The organism is Allokutzneria albata (genome assembly GCF_900103775.1).
Taxonomy (GTDB): domain Bacteria; phylum Actinomycetota; class Actinomycetes; order Mycobacteriales; family Pseudonocardiaceae; genus Allokutzneria; species Allokutzneria albata.
Genome location: NZ_LT629701.1, coordinates 1,972,824 through 1,993,401 on the forward strand (window position 1 = coordinate 1,972,824; position 20,578 = coordinate 1,993,401).

The window sequence follows — 20,578 nt, forward strand, 5'->3', positions numbered from 1 at the left end:
GCAACTACCGCGCGGCGGTGACCGTGCCCGTGGTGCCGTCCACGGTCACCAGATCTCCGTCTTCCAGCACCGACGTACCAACGCCGGTGCCCAGGACGGCAGGAACGCGGTACTCACGGGCGATGATCGCCCCGTGCGCCAGCATGCCGCCGACGTCGGTGACCAGGGCGCCGATGCTCGGGAACACCACCGACCACACGGGCGCGGTCACCGGGCAGACGAGCACGTCACCGGGCTCGATGCGGCCGAGCTCGCTCTCGTCCATGATCACGCGCACCCGCCCCGTGCAGGTGCCGGGCGAGCCCGCGACGCCGGAGAGCGGAAGGCCGTCACCACCGCGTGGGCTGCCCTGTGCGGCCCGCTCCGACAGCCACAGCAGCATCTCGTTGACGTGCCGTGCGGCGGGCGGGAGCGCGGACATCGACGGTGGCGGACCGGGGTCCTTGCCGTAGCTGTCCGGGCCGGGGTGGGCGAGCATCCACGCGCGCTCCCCCTGGCGGCGCCGGACCAGCGCGGAACGGTCCGCGCCGTCGAGCAGCGCCTCGCGGACCTCCGCGGGGTAGAGGTGGAAGACCTCGTCGCGGGCACTGATCTGACCGCGCCCCGCCAGCCGCCGCCCGGCTTCGAGCGCGGCGTAGCGCAGGACGGCGATCGGGCAGCTCACCGTCCAGAACTCGTTGTCCTCGCGGACCGGGTAGGCCGCGCGCGCCCGCGCCAGCAACCGCAGGAACTCCGAGCGCTCGGCGGCCGGGAGCCCGGCCAGCGCCTGCTCCTCCGCCACGGCCCGCTGATCGTGCACTTCGGATAATCGTGCCGCGTCGAACTCGCTCGCGACCTGGTCGGCGAGCAGGCGCAGCAGCAGCTCCGGCTCTTCGGCGAGGGTGGGCTCGGCGATCTCGTAGCGCAGCGCCCGCCGCCCGAACCGCCGCTGGTACTCCTCGACCCGTGCGCTGATCACCGGGTCGTGCTGCACCAGCTCGCGGAGCGGTTCAGAGCGGCCGCGGACCAGCGACGCGATGGTGGCCAGTTCCCGCGCGGGCTCGGTGGAGCGCTCCGAGAGGCCACCGAGCAGGTCGTAGACCCGGGCCTCCGGCCAGCCCAGCTCGCGGTCGCAGAACCCGACCAGTTCGAACAGGGCCATGCCCACCGCGCCGTGCAGGATGAAGTGCGCGTACGAGCAGTCGTGCATCAACCGGTCGGCGCGGTCCACGTGCGCGATGAAGTCCACATCGGACAGTCCACTGAGGTCGGTGTCGAGAAGTTCGCCGCAGCGCCGCGAGAACTCCCCCAGCCACTGCTCGCGCCAGCGGGTCACCAGCCGTCCGGGCAGATCGGTGCCCAGCACGCGCTCGGCCGCCTTCGTCCGCCGGCGCGCGGCCGGGACCAGGCGGACGAGCAGCCACATCAGCCACTTCGGCGGCGGAGGGCCCTGCCTGCCGCCCGCCGGGCTGATCGACATGTAGCTCCAGCCGCCGATGTCGGTGAAGGAGAAGTCCAGCAGCAGGCCGAGTTCGGCGGTCAGGCGCTCGAAGGCGGCGTTGCGGGCGTCGGTGACCGTCGTGTTCAGCGGCGTGGACGGCAGCGGCTGGTGCAGCGAGGCCCTGGTCCAGAACCCGGGCGGGATCTCGACGGGCACCGGCACGGGCGGCGGGGACGGCTCGGGCAGGGAGGTGATCGGGCGGGCCTGGAGCAGCCACACCGTGTCCTGCGCGATCGCCCATTCCAGGTCCTGCGGTTCGTCGAACTCGGCGGCCACTCGGCGGGCCAGGTCGGCGACCGCGCGCACCTGACGAGCGGAGAGCACCCCTCGCGGGTCCCCGACCGGGTCCTGCCCGCCGATCACCCACTGCTCGGGCTGCGCGACGCCGTCGACGAGCCGATCCCCCAGCCCCTGCACGGCGTTGACCACGATCTCGTCGCGGGCTCCGGTGACCGGGTTCGCGGTGAAGGCCACTCCGGCCGCGTCGGCGGGGACCTGGCGCTGCACGAGCACCGCGATCGCGGCGTCCTCCGGCAGCCCGTGCTCGGCGCGGTAGCGACGGACCTGCGGGCTGTACGCCGACGCCTGGCACTCCTTGATCGCCGCCTCCAGCTCCGCGGCGCCCGTCACGCCGAGCACCGTGCGGTACTGGCCCGCGTGCGAGCCCGCCGCGCCGTCCTCCTCGCCCCCCGAGGAGCGCACCGCGAGCGGGCCGGCGCCGAGCGCCGCGATGACCTCCTCGGCCAGCTCCGCCGAAGGCTCACTGCCCACCGGGAGCACCACGCCGTCGGGGACGGGCAGGCCCGCCGCGCGCAGCAGGGCGAGGGTCGCGGCCTTTCCTCCCACTCGATCGCGGGACAGCGCGGTGCATTCGGCGAGCGGGATGGGACCTTCTTTGACCATGAGCACCACGATCGTCGAACGGGCCTGGTCACGCCCATCGGTCGGAGTACGTAACCGGCGGAAATCCCTCGTCGCCCCGACGTACGTCCTCACCTGATGTGAGGGATCGACACGACGTCACCAAGGCGGAGGACGCGGTGCTGCTGCGCCGGGTCGTCCGAGGTGACCGGGCGGCGTTCGACGAGCTCTACCGCCGTCACGCCACCTGGATCACGCTGCGGCTGCGCAGGCGCACCCGGGACGAGGACCTGGTCACCGAGGCGCTGCAGGACACCTTCCTCACAGTGTGGCGTTCGGCCGGCTCCTATGCTGGGCGCGGCGAGGTCGCCGGGTGGTTGTGGACGATCGCCGGCAGCAGGCTGATCGACGGGGTGCGCAGGCGTTCCCGCCGCGTGGAGTCGGTCGGCGAGCCCCACGAGGACCTGGTCACCACGCCCTCCGCCGAGGACGAGGCGATGGTGCCGCTCTACGACGCGCGGCTGGCCGCGGCGCTGAAGGGGCTGGCCCCCGAACTGCGCGAGGTGCTGCAGGCGACGGTGCTCGACGGGCTCACCTCGCGCGAGGCCGCCGTGCTGCTGGGCATCCCGGAAGGAACGGTCAAGACCCGGGTCCGCCGGGCACGCGGAACCCTGAGGGAGGCAATGTCATGAGTCGGCAGTGGCACGTCCCCGAGCCGACCTTGGTCGCGTACGCCGTCGAGGACCTGTCCGATGTGGACAGTTGGTCCGTCGAGGCGCACCTGGTGACCTGCGCCGACTGCCGCGCCGCGCTGACCAGGGCGAGCGCGGGCACCGCGGCAGCGGCGACCGTCGGGCTCGTGCACGAGCGGATCGCGCTCGACCTGCCCGCCCAGCGCGCCCCGGCGAGCAGGCTGAGGCAGTTCTTCCTGTTGCTGCGAGGCGCGCCGGGAACGCGGACGAGCTGGTTCCTCGCGTTGGCGACGGTCCTGGTCGCGGCGAGCGTGCTGGACGCGGCGATGTTCACGACGTGGACCCCCAACATGTCGAGGTGGTGGTTCGACCACGGCTCCTACGTGGTGCTCGTGGCGCCGTTGCTGCAGATCGCCGGTGTCGGGCTGTCCTACGGGCCGTGGGTGGACCCCTGCTACGAGATCACCGGCAGCGCGGCGCTCGGCGGGTTCCGGTTGCTGCTCGTGCGCACGGCCCTCGTCCTGGTCGCGGTGGTGCCCGCGACGGTGCTGGTCGGCCTGGCCACCGGCCGTGGCGCCCCGGTGCTGATGCTGTTGCCGGGTCTCGGGCTGACCACGCTCACCCTGGCGCTGGGGACCGTGATCCAGCTGCGCCACGCGGCGCTCGTGCTCGGCGGCGCGTGGCTGGCGGCGTGCCTGGTGCCGGTGCTGCTGGACTCTGTTCCGTACCTGCTCGCGACGCCGCTGCCCGCGGTGTGGCTGCCCGTGATCGTCCTGTCGTCGGTGACCGTGCTGCTGCGCCGCCACGCGTTCACCCACATGCCCCAACCGGTCAGGAGCTGACTCCGCCATGCCGCAGGTCGACCTGCACGAACTGTCCTTCCGCTACCGCAGGCGGACGGTGATCGACCGGCTCACGCTCGGCTTCGACACGGGCGTGCACGGGCTGCTCGGGCCGAACGGGGCCGGGAAGACCACGCTCATGCGCGTGCTGGCGACGGTGAACCGGCCGAGTTCGGGCAGGCTCACCGTCCTCGGTGATCCGCTGGGCACGGACGCGGGACTGCGGTCGGTGCGCCGCCGTCTCGGGTACCTGCCGCAGACCTTCGGCTTCTACCCGAGGTTCACCGTGCGGGAGTTCGTCGAGTACTTCGCATGGCTGAAGGAGGTGCCCCGCGGCCTGGTCAACGCCGAGGTGGACAACGCGATCGACCGGGTCGGCCTCGGCGATCGCGCCGACGACAAGCTCAAGACGCTCTCCGGCGGCATGCTCCGGCGGGTCGGCGTCGCCCAGGCGATCGTCAACTCGCCCCAGGTCCTGCTGCTGGACGAACCCACGACCGGTCTGGACCCGGAGCAGCGGATGGACTTCCGCGAGCTGCTTCGCGACATCGGCAAGGACAACTGCGTCATCGTCAGCACGCACCTCATCGAGGACGTGGCCGCGGCGTGCACGGCGGTGACCCTGCTCGACAGCGGACGGCGGGTCTTCCAGGGGACGCCCGAGCAGCTGATCGCCGCGGGTGACCCGGACGTCGGCGGAGACACCCCGGTCGAGCGCGGCTACACGACCGTTCTGCGTGCCTACCGGGCGGCCAGTTGAGGCTGTTCACGGAGTACCGGCGCGGCGCGGGCATCGCGCTGACCCCACCGGCCGCCGTGCTCAGCTGGTTGAGCGTCTACGGCATGGACATGCCGTGGCCGGGCCCGTGGATGACGCTCGCGGAGGACATTCGCGCCACGGTGTTCGTCGTGGGACCGCTCGTCCTGGCGTTCGCGGTGTGGCAGGCGAGCCGGGAACAGCGTCGTGGAGCGTGTGAGCTGCTCGGCATGACGCCCCGCCCGCCGTGGCAACGCGTGGCGTGGTCGTGGGCGTCGGTCACCCTCGGCGGTGTGCTGGGCGTGCTCGTCCCGCTAGTGGTCGGTGTTGTTCTCGTTGCCTGGCGTGGGGCTTACGCGGCTGACGGTTGGTGGTGGCCGCTGATCGCCACGGTCGTGGACATCGGCTTCATCGCGGCGGTCGGCACCACGATCGGGGCGCTGGTTCCTGTTCCGCTGCCCGGATTGCTCGGCGGGGTCGCGGCGTACATCACGATCGCGCAGCTGGCCAAGGGGTCCGAGGCCGGGCTGTCCGCCCTCTTTCCGGGATTGCCGTACGTCGGTCACTGGCTGCCGCGGGAAGCCCGCCCCGTCGCGCATGCGGTGGTGGTGCTGTGGTTCGTTGTCGGCACCGTGACGCTGCTCGTGCTGGTCGCAGCTCGGCGCAAGTGGCTCGCGGCGGTTCCGGCCGCCATCGCGACAGGCGTTGCCGTGGTGGTCGGCGGGTTCACCGCCAGCGACTACGTGGTCGTGGACCAACGTGCTCTGGAACTGGTGTGCCGGGACCAAGTGTGCACGACCCGGGCGCAAGCGCATCTGCTCGACAGGATCACCGCGGTGGCGAAACCGTTGCTGGACAAGGTGGCCGGGATTCCGGGTGCTCCGACCTCAGCGCGGCCGCGTAGCACGGGACAAGACCTGGACGTCGGTGAGATGCGGGTGGACTGGCGTGGCGAGCTGATGTACTTCGAGTCGATCTACTACCACCAGTCCTTGGTCAGCGCCGTGCTGCGCCCGCGCTGTGTCGCGCACGTCGAGTTCGACGTGCCGCGAGCGGCGGTGACGGCGTGGTGGACCGGCGATCGTTCTGTGCTGAGCGACGTCCCGGGTGCGGCGGATCTGCTGGATCGGCTCAACCGGCTCGACATCGCGGCGCAGCGCGCGTGGACCGCGCGGTACCTGAACGCGGTGCGCCGGTGCGACAGCTCCGCAGTGGTGGAGATCCTGTGATCAGGGCGCTGCTGGCGGAGTATCGGCGCGGCCCCGGCCCGCTGAGTTCGCCAGCGACTTCCGCAGCACGTTGGCCTTCATCGGGCCGGCGAGTACCTGACCGCGATCCGGGCCTGTGACGCATCGACCTTGAGGAGGCTCCGTGACCGCACGTCTGCTGATGCTGCACGTCCGGGCGCGGCAAGCGGCGCTCCCGTTGGTCGTGCTCGCGGTGGCCGCGTTCGTCGACTGGCGGATGCTCACCGTGGTCGCGGCGGCGCTGATCGGGCCGGCGCTGGGCGGCGCGGACCCGGTGCTGGAGCGCTCGACCGCGGTGCCGTGGCGGTGGTGGCGGCTGACCCACGTGCTGGTGGCAACGCTGTTGATCATGCCGGTCGGGGCCGACGGGATTGGCCTGGTGGGGATGGCGCTGCTCGGCGCGGTGCTGCTCGGCCCCAAACTGGCGTGGCTGCCCGTCATCGTCTACACCGTGCCCGCCTTGGCGCTGGGACTGCCGTTGTGGCCTTCGGCAGCCGCGGCGTGGGCGGTGTGGCTGACCGGCGCGGTGCTCTACCCGGTGGTCGGAGAGTCCAGCAGGCCGTTCTCCATCACGTAGTGCGTCAGCGCCGCGCGTGAGGACACGCCGAGTCGCGCGTAGGCGTGCTGGAGATGAGTGGTCACCGTGCGGCGACTCAGGAACAGCCGCTCGGCGATCTCGGCGTTCGACAGGCCCTCCGCTACGAGCCGGGCCACCTCCACCTCGCGCCGGGTGAGCGTCCCGCTCGGTCGTTCACGTCCGACGGGAGTGCGGACTCCCTTCGTGCGCAAGGCTTTCCGGGCACGATCGGCCAGCGGGCCGACGTCCTCGGCCTCGGCCAGCTCCAGCACGGAGCGCAGGTCCTCGACCGACTCCGCGAGGTCGAGCCGGACGTGCGCGGCCTCGATCCGCATTCCGGCCTCCTGGAAGCGCGCGACCGCCTCCGCGAAGTCCCCGCGCAGCCGGGCCGCGTAGGCGGCGAGGAACGGCGACCCCGGCGCGAGCCGCACCAGGCGCTCCGCGGCGGCCAGTGCGCCCGGCTCGTCGCCCGCGTCGCGAAGTGCGTCACCCAGCAGGACCAGGCCATATGGCGGGAAGGTCGTGGCGTCCGGAGCGGCCAGCTCCTCGGCGACGGCGACGGCCGTGGTGTGATCGCCGGACTGCCGGGCCATCAGCACCCGCACGCAGCCGACCAGCTGCCGCACGCGCGCGTCCACCCGCTCGCCCGCGGTGTAACCGGCGCTCGCCTCCTTGAGCAGCGCGGCTGCTTCCGCCCGGCGGCCCGCGCCCGCGGCGATCAACGCCCGGCTGGCCAGGCCGACCGTGATCATCCGTGGCTGGTCGACGCGGTGACCGAAGGCGATCAGCTCGGCGGCCGCGGCCTTCGCGCGGCGCCAGTGCCCGCCGAAGTAGTCGGCGACGATCAGCGAGAACCGCGAGGAGCTCTCCAGTGCGGGCACCCCGGACGCCTTGGCCGCGCGCAGGCCCCGCTCGGCGGAGGCGCGGGCGGCGTCGACGCCGAAGACCAGCATGTCGATCAGCACGATCGGCCGCGACACGAACTCCAGCAGCACCGGGTCCCCGGTCTCGCCCGCGCGCTCGATCGCCCTGGTCGCCGCGGCGTGCGCGCCCCGGTAGTCGGCGGCGGCGAGCAGTGCGACGGTGTCGATCATCTCCGTCAGCGCCGTCGCCCGTGCGCCGGGCAGCGCGGCGACCTCGGCCCTGGACTTGATCATTTCGGCGACCAGGCTCGCCCGGGACTGGAGGCTGATCCGCGTCTCGTGCAGTCGCAGCCGGTCCTCGGGTGCGGCGTCCACGGGCAGCGCGTCCGCCGCGGTGTCCAAAGTGGACATCGCGGCGGCGAAGTCCCCGTTGTCCCACGCCAGCAGGGCGACGCGGCGCAGGCAGTGGCTCCGGCGGGCGCCGTCGGTGGCCGCTCGCGCCGCGGCCCGCCACGCGTCGGCCGCCTCCCCCGATCGCCCGGCCAGGTCGTAGGCCAACGCCAGCCGCTCCCGCAGATCGGGCACGAGATCGGCGCGGGCGAGGCGGTTGGCCAGGCCGAGCGCGGCGACCAGGTGCTGCACGGCCGCGTCACCCGCGCGCAGCTCCAGCGCGTGCTCGCCCGCGGCTCGGCAGACCGCCAGCGCACGGTGTTGATCGGCCAGCGCGCCCGCGCCGCGCACGTGCTTGGCGAGGAGTTCGACGTCGTTGTCCCCCAACGCCTCCGCGACTCCCAGGTGCAGCTGCTGACGGCGCACGGCGGCCAGCTCGGCGTAAGCGACCTCGCCGTACATGGGATGCGACGGCCGGTAGCGGACTTCTCCTGCCAGCACGTCCTCGGCGATCAGCCCCCGATCCCGCCCGGCCAGCACCGCGGTGATCACCGAGTCCTCGTCCAACCCCGAGACCGCGTGGACCACGCCGTGCGTGGCGGCTTCGCCCGCGACCGCGATGACTTCGAGCAGCACGCGCTCATGACGGCTGAGTGTGCCGAGGCGGGCCGCGACGACATCGCGGACCTGCTGCGGGGTCGTCGGCTCGGACGTCGTCTTGAGCACCCAAGCGCCTCCGCTGCGCGTCAAGGAGCCGTCCGCGCGGAGCTGACCGACGAGTTCGACCAGGTACAGCGGCAGGCCACCGGCGCGAGCCCGGGCCAGCTCGACGAGCGCGGGCGGAGGATCGCCGCCGTCGAGGAGTTCGCGCAGCAGCGCCGTGCTCCCGTCGCCGTCCAGGGTGTCCACGTCCAGGCTGGGAAAGCGCGTGGTCAGCTCGTCAGCGCGGTGCGCGGCGATGAGCAGGACGCGGTGCCGCGCGGCGCCGCGGGCGAGGTAGTCGAAGAGTTCGACACTGGTGTCGTCGGCCCACTGGAGATCGTCGATGAAGATCGCGACTGGCTCCAGCAGCGCCAGCAACCGCGACACGGCCTCGAACAGCCGCAACCGCTCCAGCGCCGGATCGGCCAGTGGTTCCGGGCGCGGCAGGTCCAGCCCGCCGAACAGCCTGCCCAGCTCGGGCAGCTCCACCAGCCGCGCGCGCACGCCCGGCGGCAGCTCCCGCAGGCAGGGCCCCAGTGCCTCCAGCCACGGCGCGTAGGCGAGACCGCGCCCCAGCGGGCGTCCGCTGCCGGTGAGGGTGCGGAACCCGGCGGCTCCGGCGCGGCTCAACGCCTCCAGTCCGAGGCGGGTCTTGCCGACTCCGGCGGGGCCGCGCAGCACGAGCACTCCGCCGCCCGCGCGCACGGTCTCCGCGATCCTGGCTGCCTCGTCGAACCGCCCGACCAGCCCGCTCACCCGGCACCGTCGACCAGGTCACGCAGCTGCGATCGCGCGGTGATGCCGAGCTTGGGGAAACTGCGGTAGAGGTGCGAACTCACCGTTCGCGGCGACAGGAACAGCCGCTCGCCGATCTCCTTGTTGGTCAACCCTCGGGCGGCCATGCGCACGATCGTCTGCTGCTGCGGGGAGAGCTCTGACAGCGCGCTCGGCTGGGCGTTGCCCTCGATGCCCGCGGCGCGGAGTTCACCCTGGGCTCGGTCGATCCACGGTCGTGCCCCCAGCCGCTGGAAGATCTCCATCGCCGCGTTCAGCTTGGGCCGGGCTTCGGTGATCCTTCGTCTGCGCCGCAACCACTCCGCGTAGTCCAGCAGGATCTGGGCCCGTTCGAACGGCCACTGCTCCCCCGCCGGGTCGGCCAGCGCGGCCTCGAAGTGCGACTCGGCCTCCTCCGGCTCGGCCAGCAGCGCCCGCGCCCGGCTGACCAGAGCGCTGGTGCGGGCTGAGAACCGCCCTTCGAGCCGCTTCGCCGCGCGCTCGACGACCTCGGCCGCTTCCTGGTGCCTGCCGATCCGCACCGCGGCTGCGGCCAGTTCGCCGATACCCGGGTAGGAGCAGTGGTAGTGCACAGGATCGCCCTCTGCGGTGAACAGCTGCCGGAACTGCTCGTAGGCGGCTTCGTGGTCGCCGTCGACGACCGCGGCCATGCCCAGCGCGCACCGCGCGCGCGTGCTGATCGCCCTGCTGTCTTGAGGGTCCACTATGGACAATGCGCGCAGGGCGAGTTCCCTTGCCTCGGCGGCGTTGCCCGACAGCGCGCTGGCCACCGCCTCCAGGGTGTAGGTGCCCGCGACGAGGTGCGGCATGTCCGCCTCGTCCACTGAGGACACCGAACTCGTCCCGGTCTGCCTGGCCTGAGCCCACCGGCCGCCGTCGAGGTAGGCCCAGCTCGCCGAGCACCCGAGGCCGTCCGGCAGGTCACCCGCCGCGCGCAGCCGGTGCAGGGCGTCGTCGTAGATGCGCATCGCGGTGGCGTTCTCGTCGAGCATCCACGCCATCACACCGAGCGTGTTCAGCGCGCGCGGATTCCCGTTGGCCGCGTCGACCAACTCAGGCAGCACCGCGACCAGCTCGGAGCGGTTCTCGTGCGGGTCGGTCACCGCGGAGATCAGCGGATCGTCGGCGGCGGAGTGCTCGCGGACCTGCCTGCGCCACTGGTCGGAGCCCGCGTAGAAGACGATCGACGCCGCCGATGCCAGCGCTTGCTTCGCCAGAGCCGGTGCGGCGTCGTCGGCGGTCCGCATCAACAGCTCGTAGGCAGCCGGGAAGCGGATGGTCATCGTCAGCACCTGGCCGAGGCGCAGCGCCGCTCGCGCGCGCAGGTCCGGGTCGTCGGTCAACGAGCTGGCCTGCGTCGCGAGCTGTTCCACCCACCGCGCGTGGCCGGTCAGCGCGGCCATGTCCGCCGCTCGCACGAGCCGCCTCGCCCGTGCCGCACGGTCAGGGCTCAGCTCGGCCGCGCGCTCCAAAGCCGTTGCCGCGGCCGCATATCCGCCGCGTTGGCGGGCTCGGCGAGCTGTGCTCTCCAGTGCTGCGGCGACATCCTCGTCCGGCCCGGTGCTGGCGGCGGCGAGGTGCCAGGCGCGGCGGTCGGGCTCCTCACGCAGCAGCTCGGCGAGCGTGCGGTGGGCGCGGATGCGCTGCTCCATCGGCGCGGCGTGCTGGATCGCCGACCGCACCAGGGGATGCCGGAACCGCACCCGCCCTTGGGTGATCTTGATGAGCCCGGCCAGCTCGGCAGGGGCGAGATCGGCGGCGTAGCGGGCGCCGAGCAGGTCCGCGGTGTCGACGGCCACCAGCAACAGAGCCGCACGCGTCGGCTCGGGCAGCTCGTCGAGGTGCGCGGCGAAGATCCGTTCGAGCCGGTCGGTCAGCGGCAGCACGTCCTGGTCGGCGCCCTCGGTGCGCGCCAGCTCGACCAGCGCCAACGGGTTCCCCGCCGCCTGGTCGAGGATGCGCACGCGTTCCCGGCCCTGCGGGCTTCGCGGTTGTGCGTCGAGGAGCCGGTTCGCCGCCGCTCGATCCAGCGGGGCGAGCGCGCAGCGGCGGAAGCCGGCGAAGACGGAGTCATCACGCGTGCCCACGAGGATCGCCAACGGCTCGTCCTCGATGCGGCGAGCCAAGAACATCAACGCGTCCAGCGAGCCGCCGTCGAGCCACTGCGCGTCGTCGACCACGACGAGCACGGGCTCCCGCTCGGCGTGCCCGGACAGCAGCGTCAGCACCGCGACGTTGATCAGCAGCCGGTCGGGAGCCTCCTCGTCGCCGATCCCGAAGGCCCCGAGCAGCGCGGCGCGTTGCCGCGGCGGCAGCTCCCCGGCCTCGGCGAGCATCGGGCGGACGAGCTGGTGCAGTGCGGCGAAGGGCAGGTTGGCCTCGTTCTCGCCGCCGGCCACCCGCAGCACCCGGCCGGAGTGCGCCTCGGCGGCCAGGTCGAGGAGCGTGCTCTTGCCCGCCCCGGGATCGCCCGACACGACGAGCGTCCCACTCGTCAGGCCGAGGACTTCGGCGATCTCGTTCTCCCGGCCGACAACGCTCACGCGCCGACCCTATCCGCAGGCGGGGTCGTGGTCAGGCCCGCGCTGGTGGCCTGACCACGACCCCGCAGGTACCCGCGCTGAGGGCCCGGGAAACCAGCCGATCAGGCCTTGACGACCTTGAAGCCGGTCCAGTTCTTGACTTCCTTGCCGCGGGCCGGGCAGGCGATCTTCTTGGTGCCGTTGTAGAGCTGCGGGCGGTAGCCGTCCTTGCCCCAGCACGCGGTCACCGCGCCATCACCGGTGTAGTTGACCTGGCCGCCCTTGCCGCGGCACACCCAGTCCTTGCCGCGGACGGTCTCGACCTGGACGCCGGCGACGGCGTTCGCGACGGAGGCACAGGAACCGGCGGCCGAGGCCACCCCGGTGAAGGTGGTGACCAATCCGGCCGCGATGACGGTCGCGGCGGCGAAGGCGGAGTACGTGCGCATGCTGAGAACGCCCTTTCCCGAAACGGAATGCTGCGTTCGCAGGTTGACATGCCGCCGAGCGGGCGGCCAAGCCGCATCGGATTCTTGCGATCTTGTTTCGTCCGGGGCCGAATGGGTGGCGGTCAGTAATACCCGGTCGCTCCGTCGAGCAGTTCCCGAATGGCGTCCATGTGCCCGGCGTGCCGCGCGGTCTCCTCGATCATGTGCAACAGGATCCACCGCACGGAGGCCCGCCCGACCGCCCAGTCGCGGTTCCTGCCGATGTCGTCGAGGGAATGCCGGGCCACGATCTCGTTGGACTTCCGCCATTGCGTTTCGTACTCCGCCAGCAGCCGCGCGAGCGGAATGCCGTCCACCTTCATGTCGGCATCGGAGTCGTCCGGATCGAACTGCGGACCGTCCGCGGGAGCATCCAGCAGCATCACCTCGAACCAGGTCTGCTCGACCCAGCGGAGGTGCGCGAGCAGCCCGGCCATCGTCATGTGCGGCGAGGACGGCAGGACCGCGCGGTGGGCGTCGGAGTCCGAGACTCCCTCGCACTTCCACTGGATGATCTCGCGTTGCATGTCCAGCCAGCCGATGAGCTGGGTCCGCTCGTCCGCGGTGAAGGCGGGGCGCTTCCGGTGGGTCATGCGCGGACGCTACGTGACCTCCCGCCGGAGGCGAAGTGGTTTTGCGGGCAGGAGAATGGCCCGGCGCCCCTGCTACGCCGGGCCATTCTCATTTCGTCACGGGGACAGGGAGCGGAGGGTCATCCCGTCACCCGCGGAAGGCATCCTTCACCTTTTCGCCTGCCTGCTTCAGGTTCGCCTTGACCTGCTCACCCTTGCCTTCGGCCTGCCACTGCTCGTTGTCGGTGGCGTCACCGACCTTCTCCTTGGCCTTGCCCTTGAGCTCTTCGGCCTTGTTCTCGACCTTGTCCGAGTCGCTCATCTCGCCTCCGTTGGTCTTGGTGTCGAGCATCGGGTTCCCGGCAGCGACACCGCCAAACGCGGTACCCGGGAAAAAATCTTGCCCGGGTAGTTGCCTGAAGCACTTCCCGTTGTGACGGAACGGAAAGCTTCCCCGGGTACACATGAGAATCATGAACGGTTACGCCGTCGTCGACGTCGAGACCACCGGCCTGCTCCCCGGCATGCACCACCGGGTCGTCGAGGTCGCGGTGGTGCACCTCGACGTGGACGGCGCGGTGACCGGCGAGTGGTGCACCCTTCTCAACCCGATGCGCGACCTAGGCCCGCAGCGCATCCACCGGATCACCGCCGCCGAGGTCCGCAGGGCCCCGACCTTCGGCCAGATCGCGGGCGAGCTGGCCGCGCGGCTGACCGGGCGGGTCGTCGTCGCCCACAACCTCGCCTTCGACCTGGGTTTCCTCACCGCGGAGTTCGACCGCGTCGGCGTCGGCGCGCCGCTGGAGCTGGAGAGCGGGCTGTGCACGATGGCGCTGGCCGAGACCTACCTGGACTCGCCGTCGCGGTCGCTGGCCACCTGCTGCCGTGTCGCGGGGGTGACGCTGGACCACGCGCACTCAGCGCTGCACGACGCGCACGCCGCGGCCGGGCTGCTCGCCGTGTACCTCACGCGGTGCGGGCGCCCCGAGCCGTGGGCCCACCTGCTCACCGGTGCCGCGGGCCGGGAGTGGCCGCCGTTCGAGGAGCCGGTGCGGCGGCCGGTGCGGCGCGCGGTCGCGGGTGCCGAGACAGAGCACTTCCTGGCGCGGCTGGTCGACAAGCTGCCGCGGGTGCACGAGCCCGAGGGCGCCGAGCCGTACCTGGCCGTGCTCGACAAGGCCATGCTGGACCGCTACGTGTCGCTGAGCGAGCAGGACGAGCTGATCGCGGTCGCCGCGTCGCTGGGCCTGGACCGCCCGACCGTGGAGCGGCTGCACCTGGGGTACCTGGAAGCCCTCGCCGCGGCGGCCCGGCGCGACGGCTGGGTCGGCGAGTCCGAACGCGCCGAACTGCGCGACGTCGCGGCGATCCTCGGCCTGCCCGACGACGCCGTGACCCAGGCCCTGAGCGCGTCGAAAACGCCTGCGCGCAAGGGTTTCCGGCTGCAACGCGGTGACCGGGTGGTGTTCACCGGTGACACGGTGCTGCCCCGCGAGGAGTGGGAGGAGCGCGCGCTCCGGGCCGGGCTCGTGGTGCGCCCTGACCACGTCAGCGGCCGGACGCGGCTGGTGGTGGCCGCCGACGCCGACACCCTGTCGGTCAAAGCCCGCCAGGCACGCGAGCGCGGCATCCCGGTGATCACCGAGGCCGCGTTCCACCGCCTCCTCGCCGCGCTCAGCCGCGACGACTGGTGACCGCGGCTCAGGTGTAGGTGGCCTGACCGTTCGCGGACTGCTTGCCGAGCCGCCTGGTCAGGTACAGCAGCTCCAGGGCGAACTCCACTGCTCCCGCGACCCGACCAACGGGGTCGTTCGTTTCCACGCCAAGACGCTTCGCAACCTCGACAAGCACAGGCAGCTCCGGCAGCGCCTTGAGCACATCGGCCGCGGGCACGCGCTCGCCCGTGGTGACCGACTGTCCGTTGGACACCGCCGCGGCGAGGGGAGACAGGTCGACTCCGGCCAGCAGCGACCGCCCGGTGTCGGCCACCGCGCGCCGCAGCAGATGGGTCAACAGCTCGACGCTCTCCGGTCCTTCGACACCGGCCTCGAACTCGAGCTTTCCGCGCAGCACGGGAACCACGGACTCCAGGTCGACCGTGCGCGCGACCGCGGGCCACTCCTCGGTCAGCGCCGCCCGCCGCAATGCCGCCGCGGCAACGGTTTCCGCCGCCGCGATGGCGAACCGCGCGGAGACACCCGAGCGCTGGTCGACGCCGTTGGACTCGCGCAGGTGCCGCACGAATCGGGCGACGACCTCCAGCAGGTGCTCCCCGACCTCGGCCGCCAGCTGGGCCTCCTGGCGCACCATGGCGACCTCGTCGGCGATCTCCAGCGGGTAGTGGGTGCGGATCTCCGCCCCGAAGCGGTCCTTCAGCGGGGTGATGATCCGTCCCCGGTTCGTGTAGTCCTCCGGGTTGGCCGTGGCCACCAGCAGCACGTCCAGCGGCAGCCGCAGCGTGTACCCGCGCACCTGGATGTCGCGTTCCTCCATCACGTTCAGCAGCGCCACCTGGATGCGCTCGGCCAGGTCGGGCAGCTCGTTGATCGCGATGATGCCCCGGTGGGCGCGCGGGACCAGTCCGAAGTGGATGGTCTCGGGATCGCCGAGGCTGCGGCCCTCCGCCACCTTCACCGGGTCCACGTCGCCGACCAGGTCACCGACGCTGGTGTCCGGCGTGGCCAGCTTCTCCGCGTACCGCTGGTCGCGGTGCACCCACGCCACGGGCAGCCGGTCGCCCAGCTCCGCGGCCCGCCGCCGCGAGGCCGGGGTGATCGGGTCGAACGGGTCCTCCGGCAGCTCGGCACCGTCGATCACCGGCGTCCACTCGTCCAGCAACGCCACCAGTGAGCGCAGCAGCCGCGTCTTGCCCTGCCCGCGCTCGCCGAGCAGCACCACGTCGTGCCCGGCCAGCAGCGCGCGTTCGAGCTGCGGCAGCACGGAGTGGTCGAACCCGACGATCCCGGACCACACCCTTTCCCCGCCGCGGAGCGCGGCGAGCAGGTTGTGCCGGATCTCGGTCTTGACATCGCGGGGCTGGTAGCCGGAGCTCTTCAGCTCGCCCAGGGTGCGCGCGGTGGGCTGACTCGTCACGCCCGCGACGCTACCCCGTGGATCAGGAACGGACGAGGCGGGCGATCGCGTCGCTGGCCTCGCGGATCTTGGCGTCCGCGCCGTCCCCGCCATCGGCGATCGCCTGGCTCACGCAGTGCTTGAGGTGCTCGTCGAGCAGGCCGAGGGAGACCGCCTGCAGCGCCTTGGTCGCCGCGGAGATCTGGGTGAGGATGTCGATGCAGTACTCGTCGTTGTCGACCATCCGTTGCAGGCCGCGGATCTGGCCCTCGATCCGGCGCAACCGCTTGAGGTAGCCGTCTTTGCCCTCGGTGTATCCCCGCATATCCCTAGGTTACCGACTCGAAGGCCCAGAGCACTCGCGGCGGGCCTGGACGAGGGGTCAGGCCGACAGGACCGGGTAGTCGGTGTAGCCCCTGGTGTCGCCGCCGTAGAAGGAGCTCGGGTCGGGCGCGTTGTACGGGCCGCGGGAGGCGAGCCGGGCCGGCAGGTCGGGGTTGGCGAGGAACTGCGCGCCGAAGGCGAGGATGTCCGCGACACCGCTTTCGACCAGGTGCAGTTCGGAGTGGTCGGTGGGGCGGCCCTCGGTGAACGGGTTCAGCACGAGCACGCCGCTGAAGCGCTCGCGCAGCCGCAGTGTCAGTTCCCGGTCGGTGCCCTCGGCGATGTGCAGGTAGGACAGGCCGAGCGGCTCGATCGCGTCGACCAGCGCGGTGTAGACCTCGCGGTGGGAGTCCTCGACGATGTCGTTGTAGGTGCCCGCCGGGGAGATGCGCAGAGCGGTGCGCTCGGCGCCGATGGCCGCCACGACCGCCTGCACGACCTCGACCGCGAAGCGGATTCGCCCCTCGGTGGTCGTGCCCCATCCGTCGGTGCGGACGTTGGCGTTGCTGGAGAGGAACTGCTGGATCAGGTAGCCGTTGGCCCCGTGCAGTTCCACGCCGTCGAACCCGGCCGCGATCGCGTTGCGCGCGGCGTTGGCGAAGTCGGCGATGGTCTGGTGGATCTCGGCCTCGGTCAGCTCTTTCGGCGTGACGAAGTCGTGCAGGCCGGTGCCGGTGAACACCTGGCCCTGGGCGGCGATGGCGGAGGGACCGGTGGGGATGAGATCGCCCGGCAGCAGGCTCGGGTGGCCGATGCGGCCGGAGTGCATGATCTGCGCGTAGATCCGTCCGCCCGCGGCGTGGACGGTGTCGGTGACGCGGCGCCAGCCCTCGACCTGCTCGTCGCTGTGCAGGCCGGGTGTGGCGGGATAGCCCTGGCCGATCACGGACGGCTGGACGGCCTCGCTGATGATCAGGCCCGCGGTGGCGCGCTGCTCGTAGTAGGTGGCCATGGTCTCGGTGGGCACCCCGCCCTCGCCCGCCCGGCTCCTGGTCATCGGCGCCATGGCGATGCGGTTTGCCAGCTTCGTGCCCGCGAGGTCGATCGGATCGAACGCCGTGGTCATGTCCCGCTCCTTCGCATCCGGTTACTTGTCCGACCAACTAACTGCCGGGCAGCCACATTCCGATCAGGGCGGTGACCTGGGACACACGTAATATTGTGGCCAACCAGGAAAAGAGGCGTCACGTGACCAGTTCGATCGGCAACCTGCTCATCCGGGCGAGCCGGCTGCACCGCACCGCGGCGGGCCAGCTGCTGCGCGACGCGGGGCTGCACGCGGGGCAGGAGCTGCTGATGATGCACCTCTGGGACCACGGGAGCCAGCGCCAGGGCGATCTTTCCGAAGTCCTCGACGTGGACGCCTCGACCCTGACCAGGATGGTGCAGCGCCTGGAGCACGCGGGTTTCGTGCGGCGCAGCCGCTGCGAGATCGACGGCCGGGCGTGGGACGTCCACCCGACCCAGGCGGGGCTCGCACTGCGGGACCGCGTGCTCGCCGCGTGGGAGGAACTGGAGAAGATCACCCTCAACGGGCTCAGCGAGGAGGAGGTCGCCGCGCTGACCTCCGCACTGGAGCGCGTGGGCGGCAACCTCTGCGAGTTCGCCAGGAACTCCGGCTCCCCCGACCATTGTTGACTGGTCGTTACAAAATCGCTTAGTCTCCTCCCGTGGGCAGGCCCAGGGAGTTCGACGACACCGCCGCGGTGGACGCGGCGATGGAGGTGTTCTGGCGCAAGGGCTACGAGGCGACCACGACCCAGGACCTCTGCGACAGCACCGGCCTGGGGCGCGGCAGCCTCTACAACGCCTTCGGTAGCAAGCGCGGGCTCTACGAGGCCGCGCTGCGCCGCTACTCCGTCGTCGGACCGCAGGGACAGCTGGAGATCCTGGAGCGTCCTGGCTCGGTGAAGGAGCGCTTGCGCGCGCTGATGGTCTGGTGCGTCGACGTGGACATGGCCGATCCGGAGCGCAAGGGCTGCCTGGCCATCAACGCCGCGGTGGACGCGAGCGGCCGCACCTCCGAGATCGCCGAGCTGGCGCACAAGCAGTTCGTGCGCCTGGAACAGACGATCTGCCACCTGATGGCCGTCGGGCAGAGCACCGGCGAGCTGTCAACCGAGCGATCACCCCTGCAGGCCGCGCGGTTCTTCCAGAGCGCCTACTACGGCCTGCGCGTCCTCGGCAAGGTCACCGACGACCGCGCCGCCCTGCTCGACGTCATCGAGGGCACCCTGTCCGCCCTCTGATCCTTTTCCCTGCCCGACTTTTGTACTGCACATTCCAGAACTGGGGATCTCGTCATGCCGTTCGCCGTCTACGTCCTGGGTCTCGGGATCTTCGCGATGACCACGAGCGAGTTCATGGTGTCCGGGCTGATGCCGTCGCTGGCGGCGGAGTTCGCGGTGTCGGTAGCCGCGATCGGCTACCTCATCTCGGCCTTCGCCGCAGCGATGGTGGTCGGCGGACCGGTGCTCGCGGTCGGCCTGCTGCGGATGCCGCGCAAGCGGGCGTTGTTGGTGCTGATCGGGGTTTTCCTGGTCGGCCAAGCATTGGGCGCGATCGCCACGGGCTACGCCGTGATGCTGGTGGCGCGGGTGATCACCGGTGTCGCCTCGTCGGCGTTCTTCGGCGTGGCCATCGCCGTCGCGGTCGAGCTGGTCGGCCCGCAGCGCCGCGGCCGCGCTTCAGCCGTCGTGCTGGGCGGCGTCATGTTCGGCACGGTGCTCGGCCTGCCCGCGACGACGCTGGTGGACCAGCTCTACGGCTGGCGCGCGAGCTTCTGGGCGGTGGCGCTGGCGACCCTGGTGGCCGGGCTCGTGGTCTTCCGTGTCGTGCCGTCCGGCGCGCGCCCTGAAGGGATGAGCCTGCGCGACGAGCTCGCGGCGCTGCGCAACGGCAGGCTCTGGGCCGCTTATGCGACCAGTGGACTGCTCGTGGGCGGGGTGTTCGCCGCGTTCAGCTACTTCTCGCCGATCTTCATCGAGGTCAGCGGCTTCTCCCCCGCTGTCGTGCCCGTGCTGCTCACCGCGTACGGCGCGGCGACGGTCGTGGGCAACACGGTGGTCGGCCGCTTCGCCGACCGGCACGCGACGCCGATCCTGACCTTCGGGTTGGGGGCGCTCGTGGTGACGCTGGCGGGGTTCGCGCTGTTCGCGGGGAGCCGGCCGATGACCGTGGTCGCCGTGGTCGTGCTCGGCCTCGTGGGGGTGTCGATGGTTCCGGCGCTCGGAGTGCGGGTCATGCGCGTCGCCGATGGCCGCCCGCTGGTGAACACCGTGCACACCTCGGTGATCTCTTTCGGCATCGGGCTCGGGTCCTGGGCGGGCGGCCTGGGCATCAGCGCCGGGTTGAGCCTGACCTCGCCGCTGTGGGTGGGCGCGTCGTTCGCGGTCCTCGGCCTGGTCAGCCTCATCGCGGCGAGGTCCGGCGCGCCGGAGCGGCTGCCGGTCAGCGTGGGGTGAGGACGCAGAACTCGTTGCCTTCCACGTCGGCCAGGCACGTCCACGGGACGTCACCCTGGCCGACGTCGACGTCGGAGGCGCCGAGCGCGCGCAGCCTGGCCGCCTCGGCCCGGTGGTCGTCACCGGGGTAGGGCCGCAGGTCGAGGTGGGTGCGGTTCTTCACGGTCTTCAGATCCGGCGTGCGCACGAACTCCAGGTACGGGCCGACGCCCTTCGCGGAGCGCAGCCGCGCGAGGTCGTCGCCCACCTCGTGCAGAGTCCAGTCCATCGCCTCGTCCCAGAAGCGGGCCAGCGTCCGCGGGTCGGTGCTGTCGACGACCACCGCGGCGATCGGTCCGGTGTCCCGGTAGATCTCGCGAGGCTCCAGGACGCAGAACTCGTTGCCCTCCGGGTCGGCGAGGACGGTCCACGGGACGTCGCCCTGGCCGATGTCGAGGTCGGTGGCGCCGAGGTCCTTCACGCGCCCGACCAGCTCTGCCTGGTGGGCCGCCGAGGTGGTGGCGAGGTCGATGTGGACGCGGTTCCTGACCGTCTTGGGTTCCGGGACGGCGAGGATGTCGATGCAGATGGCGACCGGGTCGGGATAGACGAAGTCCTTCGGTTCGAGGTTGGTCACGCCGGGGCCTTCGCTGGAGAGCTCCCAGCCGAGCACGTTCGCCCAGAACCGGCCGACGGCGGAGTCGTCCCGGGCGTTCATCGCGATCTGAACCAGCCTCGTTGCCATGCGGCGGATCCTATGGCCGGGCTAATTCGGTTGCACCCGTGTTTCGCGCGGTGCTTCAGTGCCCGCGCCCAGTCGCGAGCCGAGGAGGCGATCCACATGCCAGCTCCCGTGTCCTTCCCCAAGGGAACTGTTGACCACCCGAAGGA

The 20,578-nt window shown here is 71.7% G+C and carries 19 protein-coding genes; 9 read left to right on the forward strand and 10 right to left on the reverse strand.

The features are described from left to right. Window positions 1–4 precede the first annotated feature (4 nt). On the reverse strand, window positions 5–2,383 hold the full coding sequence (locus tag BLT28_RS08865; protein ID WP_030431715.1) for a PEP/pyruvate-binding domain-containing protein: 2,379 nt from the start codon (window positions 2,381–2,383) through the stop codon (window positions 5–7). 98 nt (window positions 2,384–2,481) lie between these two features. Here BLT28_RS08865 and BLT28_RS08870 point away from each other — a divergent pair, with 98 nt between their 5' ends. The 5 genes from BLT28_RS08870 (at window position 2,482) to BLT28_RS08890 (ending at window position 6,456) form a co-directional block, all read left to right on the forward strand. Continuing rightward, window positions 2,482–3,033 (forward strand): RNA polymerase sigma factor, encoded by a 552-nt coding sequence (locus tag BLT28_RS08870; protein ID WP_030431714.1) that lies wholly within the window; start codon window positions 2,482–2,484, stop codon window positions 3,031–3,033. After that, window positions 3,030–3,875 (forward strand): zf-HC2 domain-containing protein, encoded by an 846-nt coding sequence (locus tag BLT28_RS08875; RefSeq protein WP_030431713.1) that lies wholly within the window; start codon window positions 3,030–3,032, stop codon window positions 3,873–3,875. Before BLT28_RS08870 ends, BLT28_RS08875 begins: the two co-directional genes overlap by 4 nt. Before the next feature lie 7 nt (window positions 3,876–3,882). Next, on the forward strand, window positions 3,883–4,635 hold the full coding sequence (locus BLT28_RS08880) for an ABC transporter ATP-binding protein (RefSeq protein ID WP_030431712.1): 753 nt from the start codon (window positions 3,883–3,885) through the stop codon (window positions 4,633–4,635). Next, complete coding sequence (locus BLT28_RS08885) at window positions 4,632–5,861, forward strand: hypothetical protein (RefSeq protein ID WP_030431711.1); 1,230 nt, start codon at window positions 4,632–4,634, stop codon at window positions 5,859–5,861. Before BLT28_RS08880 ends, BLT28_RS08885 begins: the two co-directional genes overlap by 4 nt. A gap of 142 nt (window positions 5,862–6,003) precedes the next feature. Continuing rightward, entirely contained in the window at window positions 6,004–6,456 is a 453-nt protein-coding gene (locus BLT28_RS08890) for a hypothetical protein (protein WP_030431710.1), read from the forward strand. Here BLT28_RS08890 and BLT28_RS08895 read toward each other — a convergent pair. The 5 genes from BLT28_RS08895 to BLT28_RS08915 all read right to left on the reverse strand — a co-directional run bounded on the left by BLT28_RS08895 (window position 6,411) and on the right by BLT28_RS08915 (window position 13,110). Then, a complete protein-coding gene (locus BLT28_RS08895) occupies window positions 6,411–9,167 on the reverse strand; it encodes an ATP-binding protein (RefSeq protein WP_030431709.1) in 2,757 nt (918 codons plus the stop codon). The genes BLT28_RS08890 and BLT28_RS08895 overlap by 46 nt on opposite strands. Further along, on the reverse strand, window positions 9,164–11,749 hold the full coding sequence (locus BLT28_RS08900; protein WP_083383696.1) for a helix-turn-helix transcriptional regulator: 2,586 nt from the start codon (window positions 11,747–11,749) through the stop codon (window positions 9,164–9,166). The genes BLT28_RS08895 and BLT28_RS08900 overlap by 4 nt, the downstream gene beginning before the upstream one ends. 101 nt (window positions 11,750–11,850) lie before the next feature. Next, window positions 11,851–12,177, reverse strand: a complete 327-nt coding sequence (locus BLT28_RS08905) for a hypothetical protein (protein ID WP_030431707.1) — start codon at window positions 12,175–12,177, stop codon at window positions 11,851–11,853. Window positions 12,178–12,299: 122 nt separating this feature from the next. Then, window positions 12,300–12,809, reverse strand: a complete 510-nt coding sequence (locus BLT28_RS08910) for a DinB family protein (protein ID WP_030431706.1) — start codon at window positions 12,807–12,809, stop codon at window positions 12,300–12,302. Window positions 12,810–12,936: 127 nt separating this feature from the next. Further along, the gene (locus tag BLT28_RS08915) at window positions 12,937–13,110 is read right to left on the reverse strand and encodes a CsbD family protein (RefSeq protein WP_043813024.1); all 174 of its coding nucleotides are present in this window, start codon (window positions 13,108–13,110) and stop codon (window positions 12,937–12,939) included. A 151-nt stretch (window positions 13,111–13,261) separates the two neighbouring features. Here BLT28_RS08915 and BLT28_RS08920 point away from each other — a divergent pair, with 151 nt between their 5' ends. Then, complete coding sequence (locus tag BLT28_RS08920) at window positions 13,262–14,482, forward strand: exonuclease domain-containing protein (RefSeq protein ID WP_052407762.1); 1,221 nt, start codon at window positions 13,262–13,264, stop codon at window positions 14,480–14,482. A 7-nt stretch (window positions 14,483–14,489) separates the two neighbouring features. Here the strand turns inward: BLT28_RS08920 and BLT28_RS08925 are convergent, their stop codons facing one another. Genes BLT28_RS08925 through BLT28_RS08935 form a run of 3 tightly spaced genes read right to left on the reverse strand, consistent with a single transcriptional unit; the run spans window position 14,490 to window position 17,310 of the window. After that, complete coding sequence (locus tag BLT28_RS08925) at window positions 14,490–15,881, reverse strand: ATP-binding protein (protein WP_030431704.1); 1,392 nt, start codon at window positions 15,879–15,881, stop codon at window positions 14,490–14,492. 22 nt (window positions 15,882–15,903) lie between these two features. Further along, window positions 15,904–16,185, reverse strand: a complete 282-nt coding sequence (locus BLT28_RS08930; protein ID WP_030431703.1) for a metal-sensitive transcriptional regulator — start codon at window positions 16,183–16,185, stop codon at window positions 15,904–15,906. Window positions 16,186–16,242: 57 nt separating this feature from the next. After that, complete coding sequence (locus tag BLT28_RS08935; RefSeq protein ID WP_030431702.1) at window positions 16,243–17,310, reverse strand: alkene reductase; 1,068 nt, start codon at window positions 17,308–17,310, stop codon at window positions 16,243–16,245. Between the two features lie 122 nt (window positions 17,311–17,432). On the opposite strand from BLT28_RS08935, the gene BLT28_RS08940 reads away from it, so the two are divergent. Genes BLT28_RS08940 through BLT28_RS08950 form a run of 3 tightly spaced genes read left to right on the forward strand, consistent with a single transcriptional unit; the run spans window position 17,433 to window position 19,708 of the window. Then, a complete protein-coding gene (locus BLT28_RS08940; protein ID WP_030431701.1) occupies window positions 17,433–17,882 on the forward strand; it encodes a MarR family winged helix-turn-helix transcriptional regulator in 450 nt (149 codons plus the stop codon). Window positions 17,883–17,914: 32 nt separating this feature from the next. Further along, complete coding sequence (locus BLT28_RS08945) at window positions 17,915–18,493, forward strand: TetR/AcrR family transcriptional regulator (RefSeq protein WP_030431700.1); 579 nt, start codon at window positions 17,915–17,917, stop codon at window positions 18,491–18,493. A 54-nt stretch (window positions 18,494–18,547) separates the two neighbouring features. Then, the gene (locus BLT28_RS08950) at window positions 18,548–19,708 is read left to right on the forward strand and encodes an MFS transporter (RefSeq protein WP_030431699.1); all 1,161 of its coding nucleotides are present in this window, start codon (window positions 18,548–18,550) and stop codon (window positions 19,706–19,708) included. Here BLT28_RS08950 and BLT28_RS08955 read toward each other — a convergent pair. Further along, window positions 19,695–20,432 carry a VOC family protein gene (locus tag BLT28_RS08955; protein ID WP_030431698.1) on the reverse strand — a complete coding sequence of 246 codons (738 nt, stop codon included), beginning with the start codon at window positions 20,430–20,432 and terminating at the stop codon, window positions 19,695–19,697. The two genes, BLT28_RS08950 and BLT28_RS08955, sit on opposite strands and share 14 nt — an antisense overlap. Window positions 20,433–20,578 lie beyond the last annotated feature (146 nt).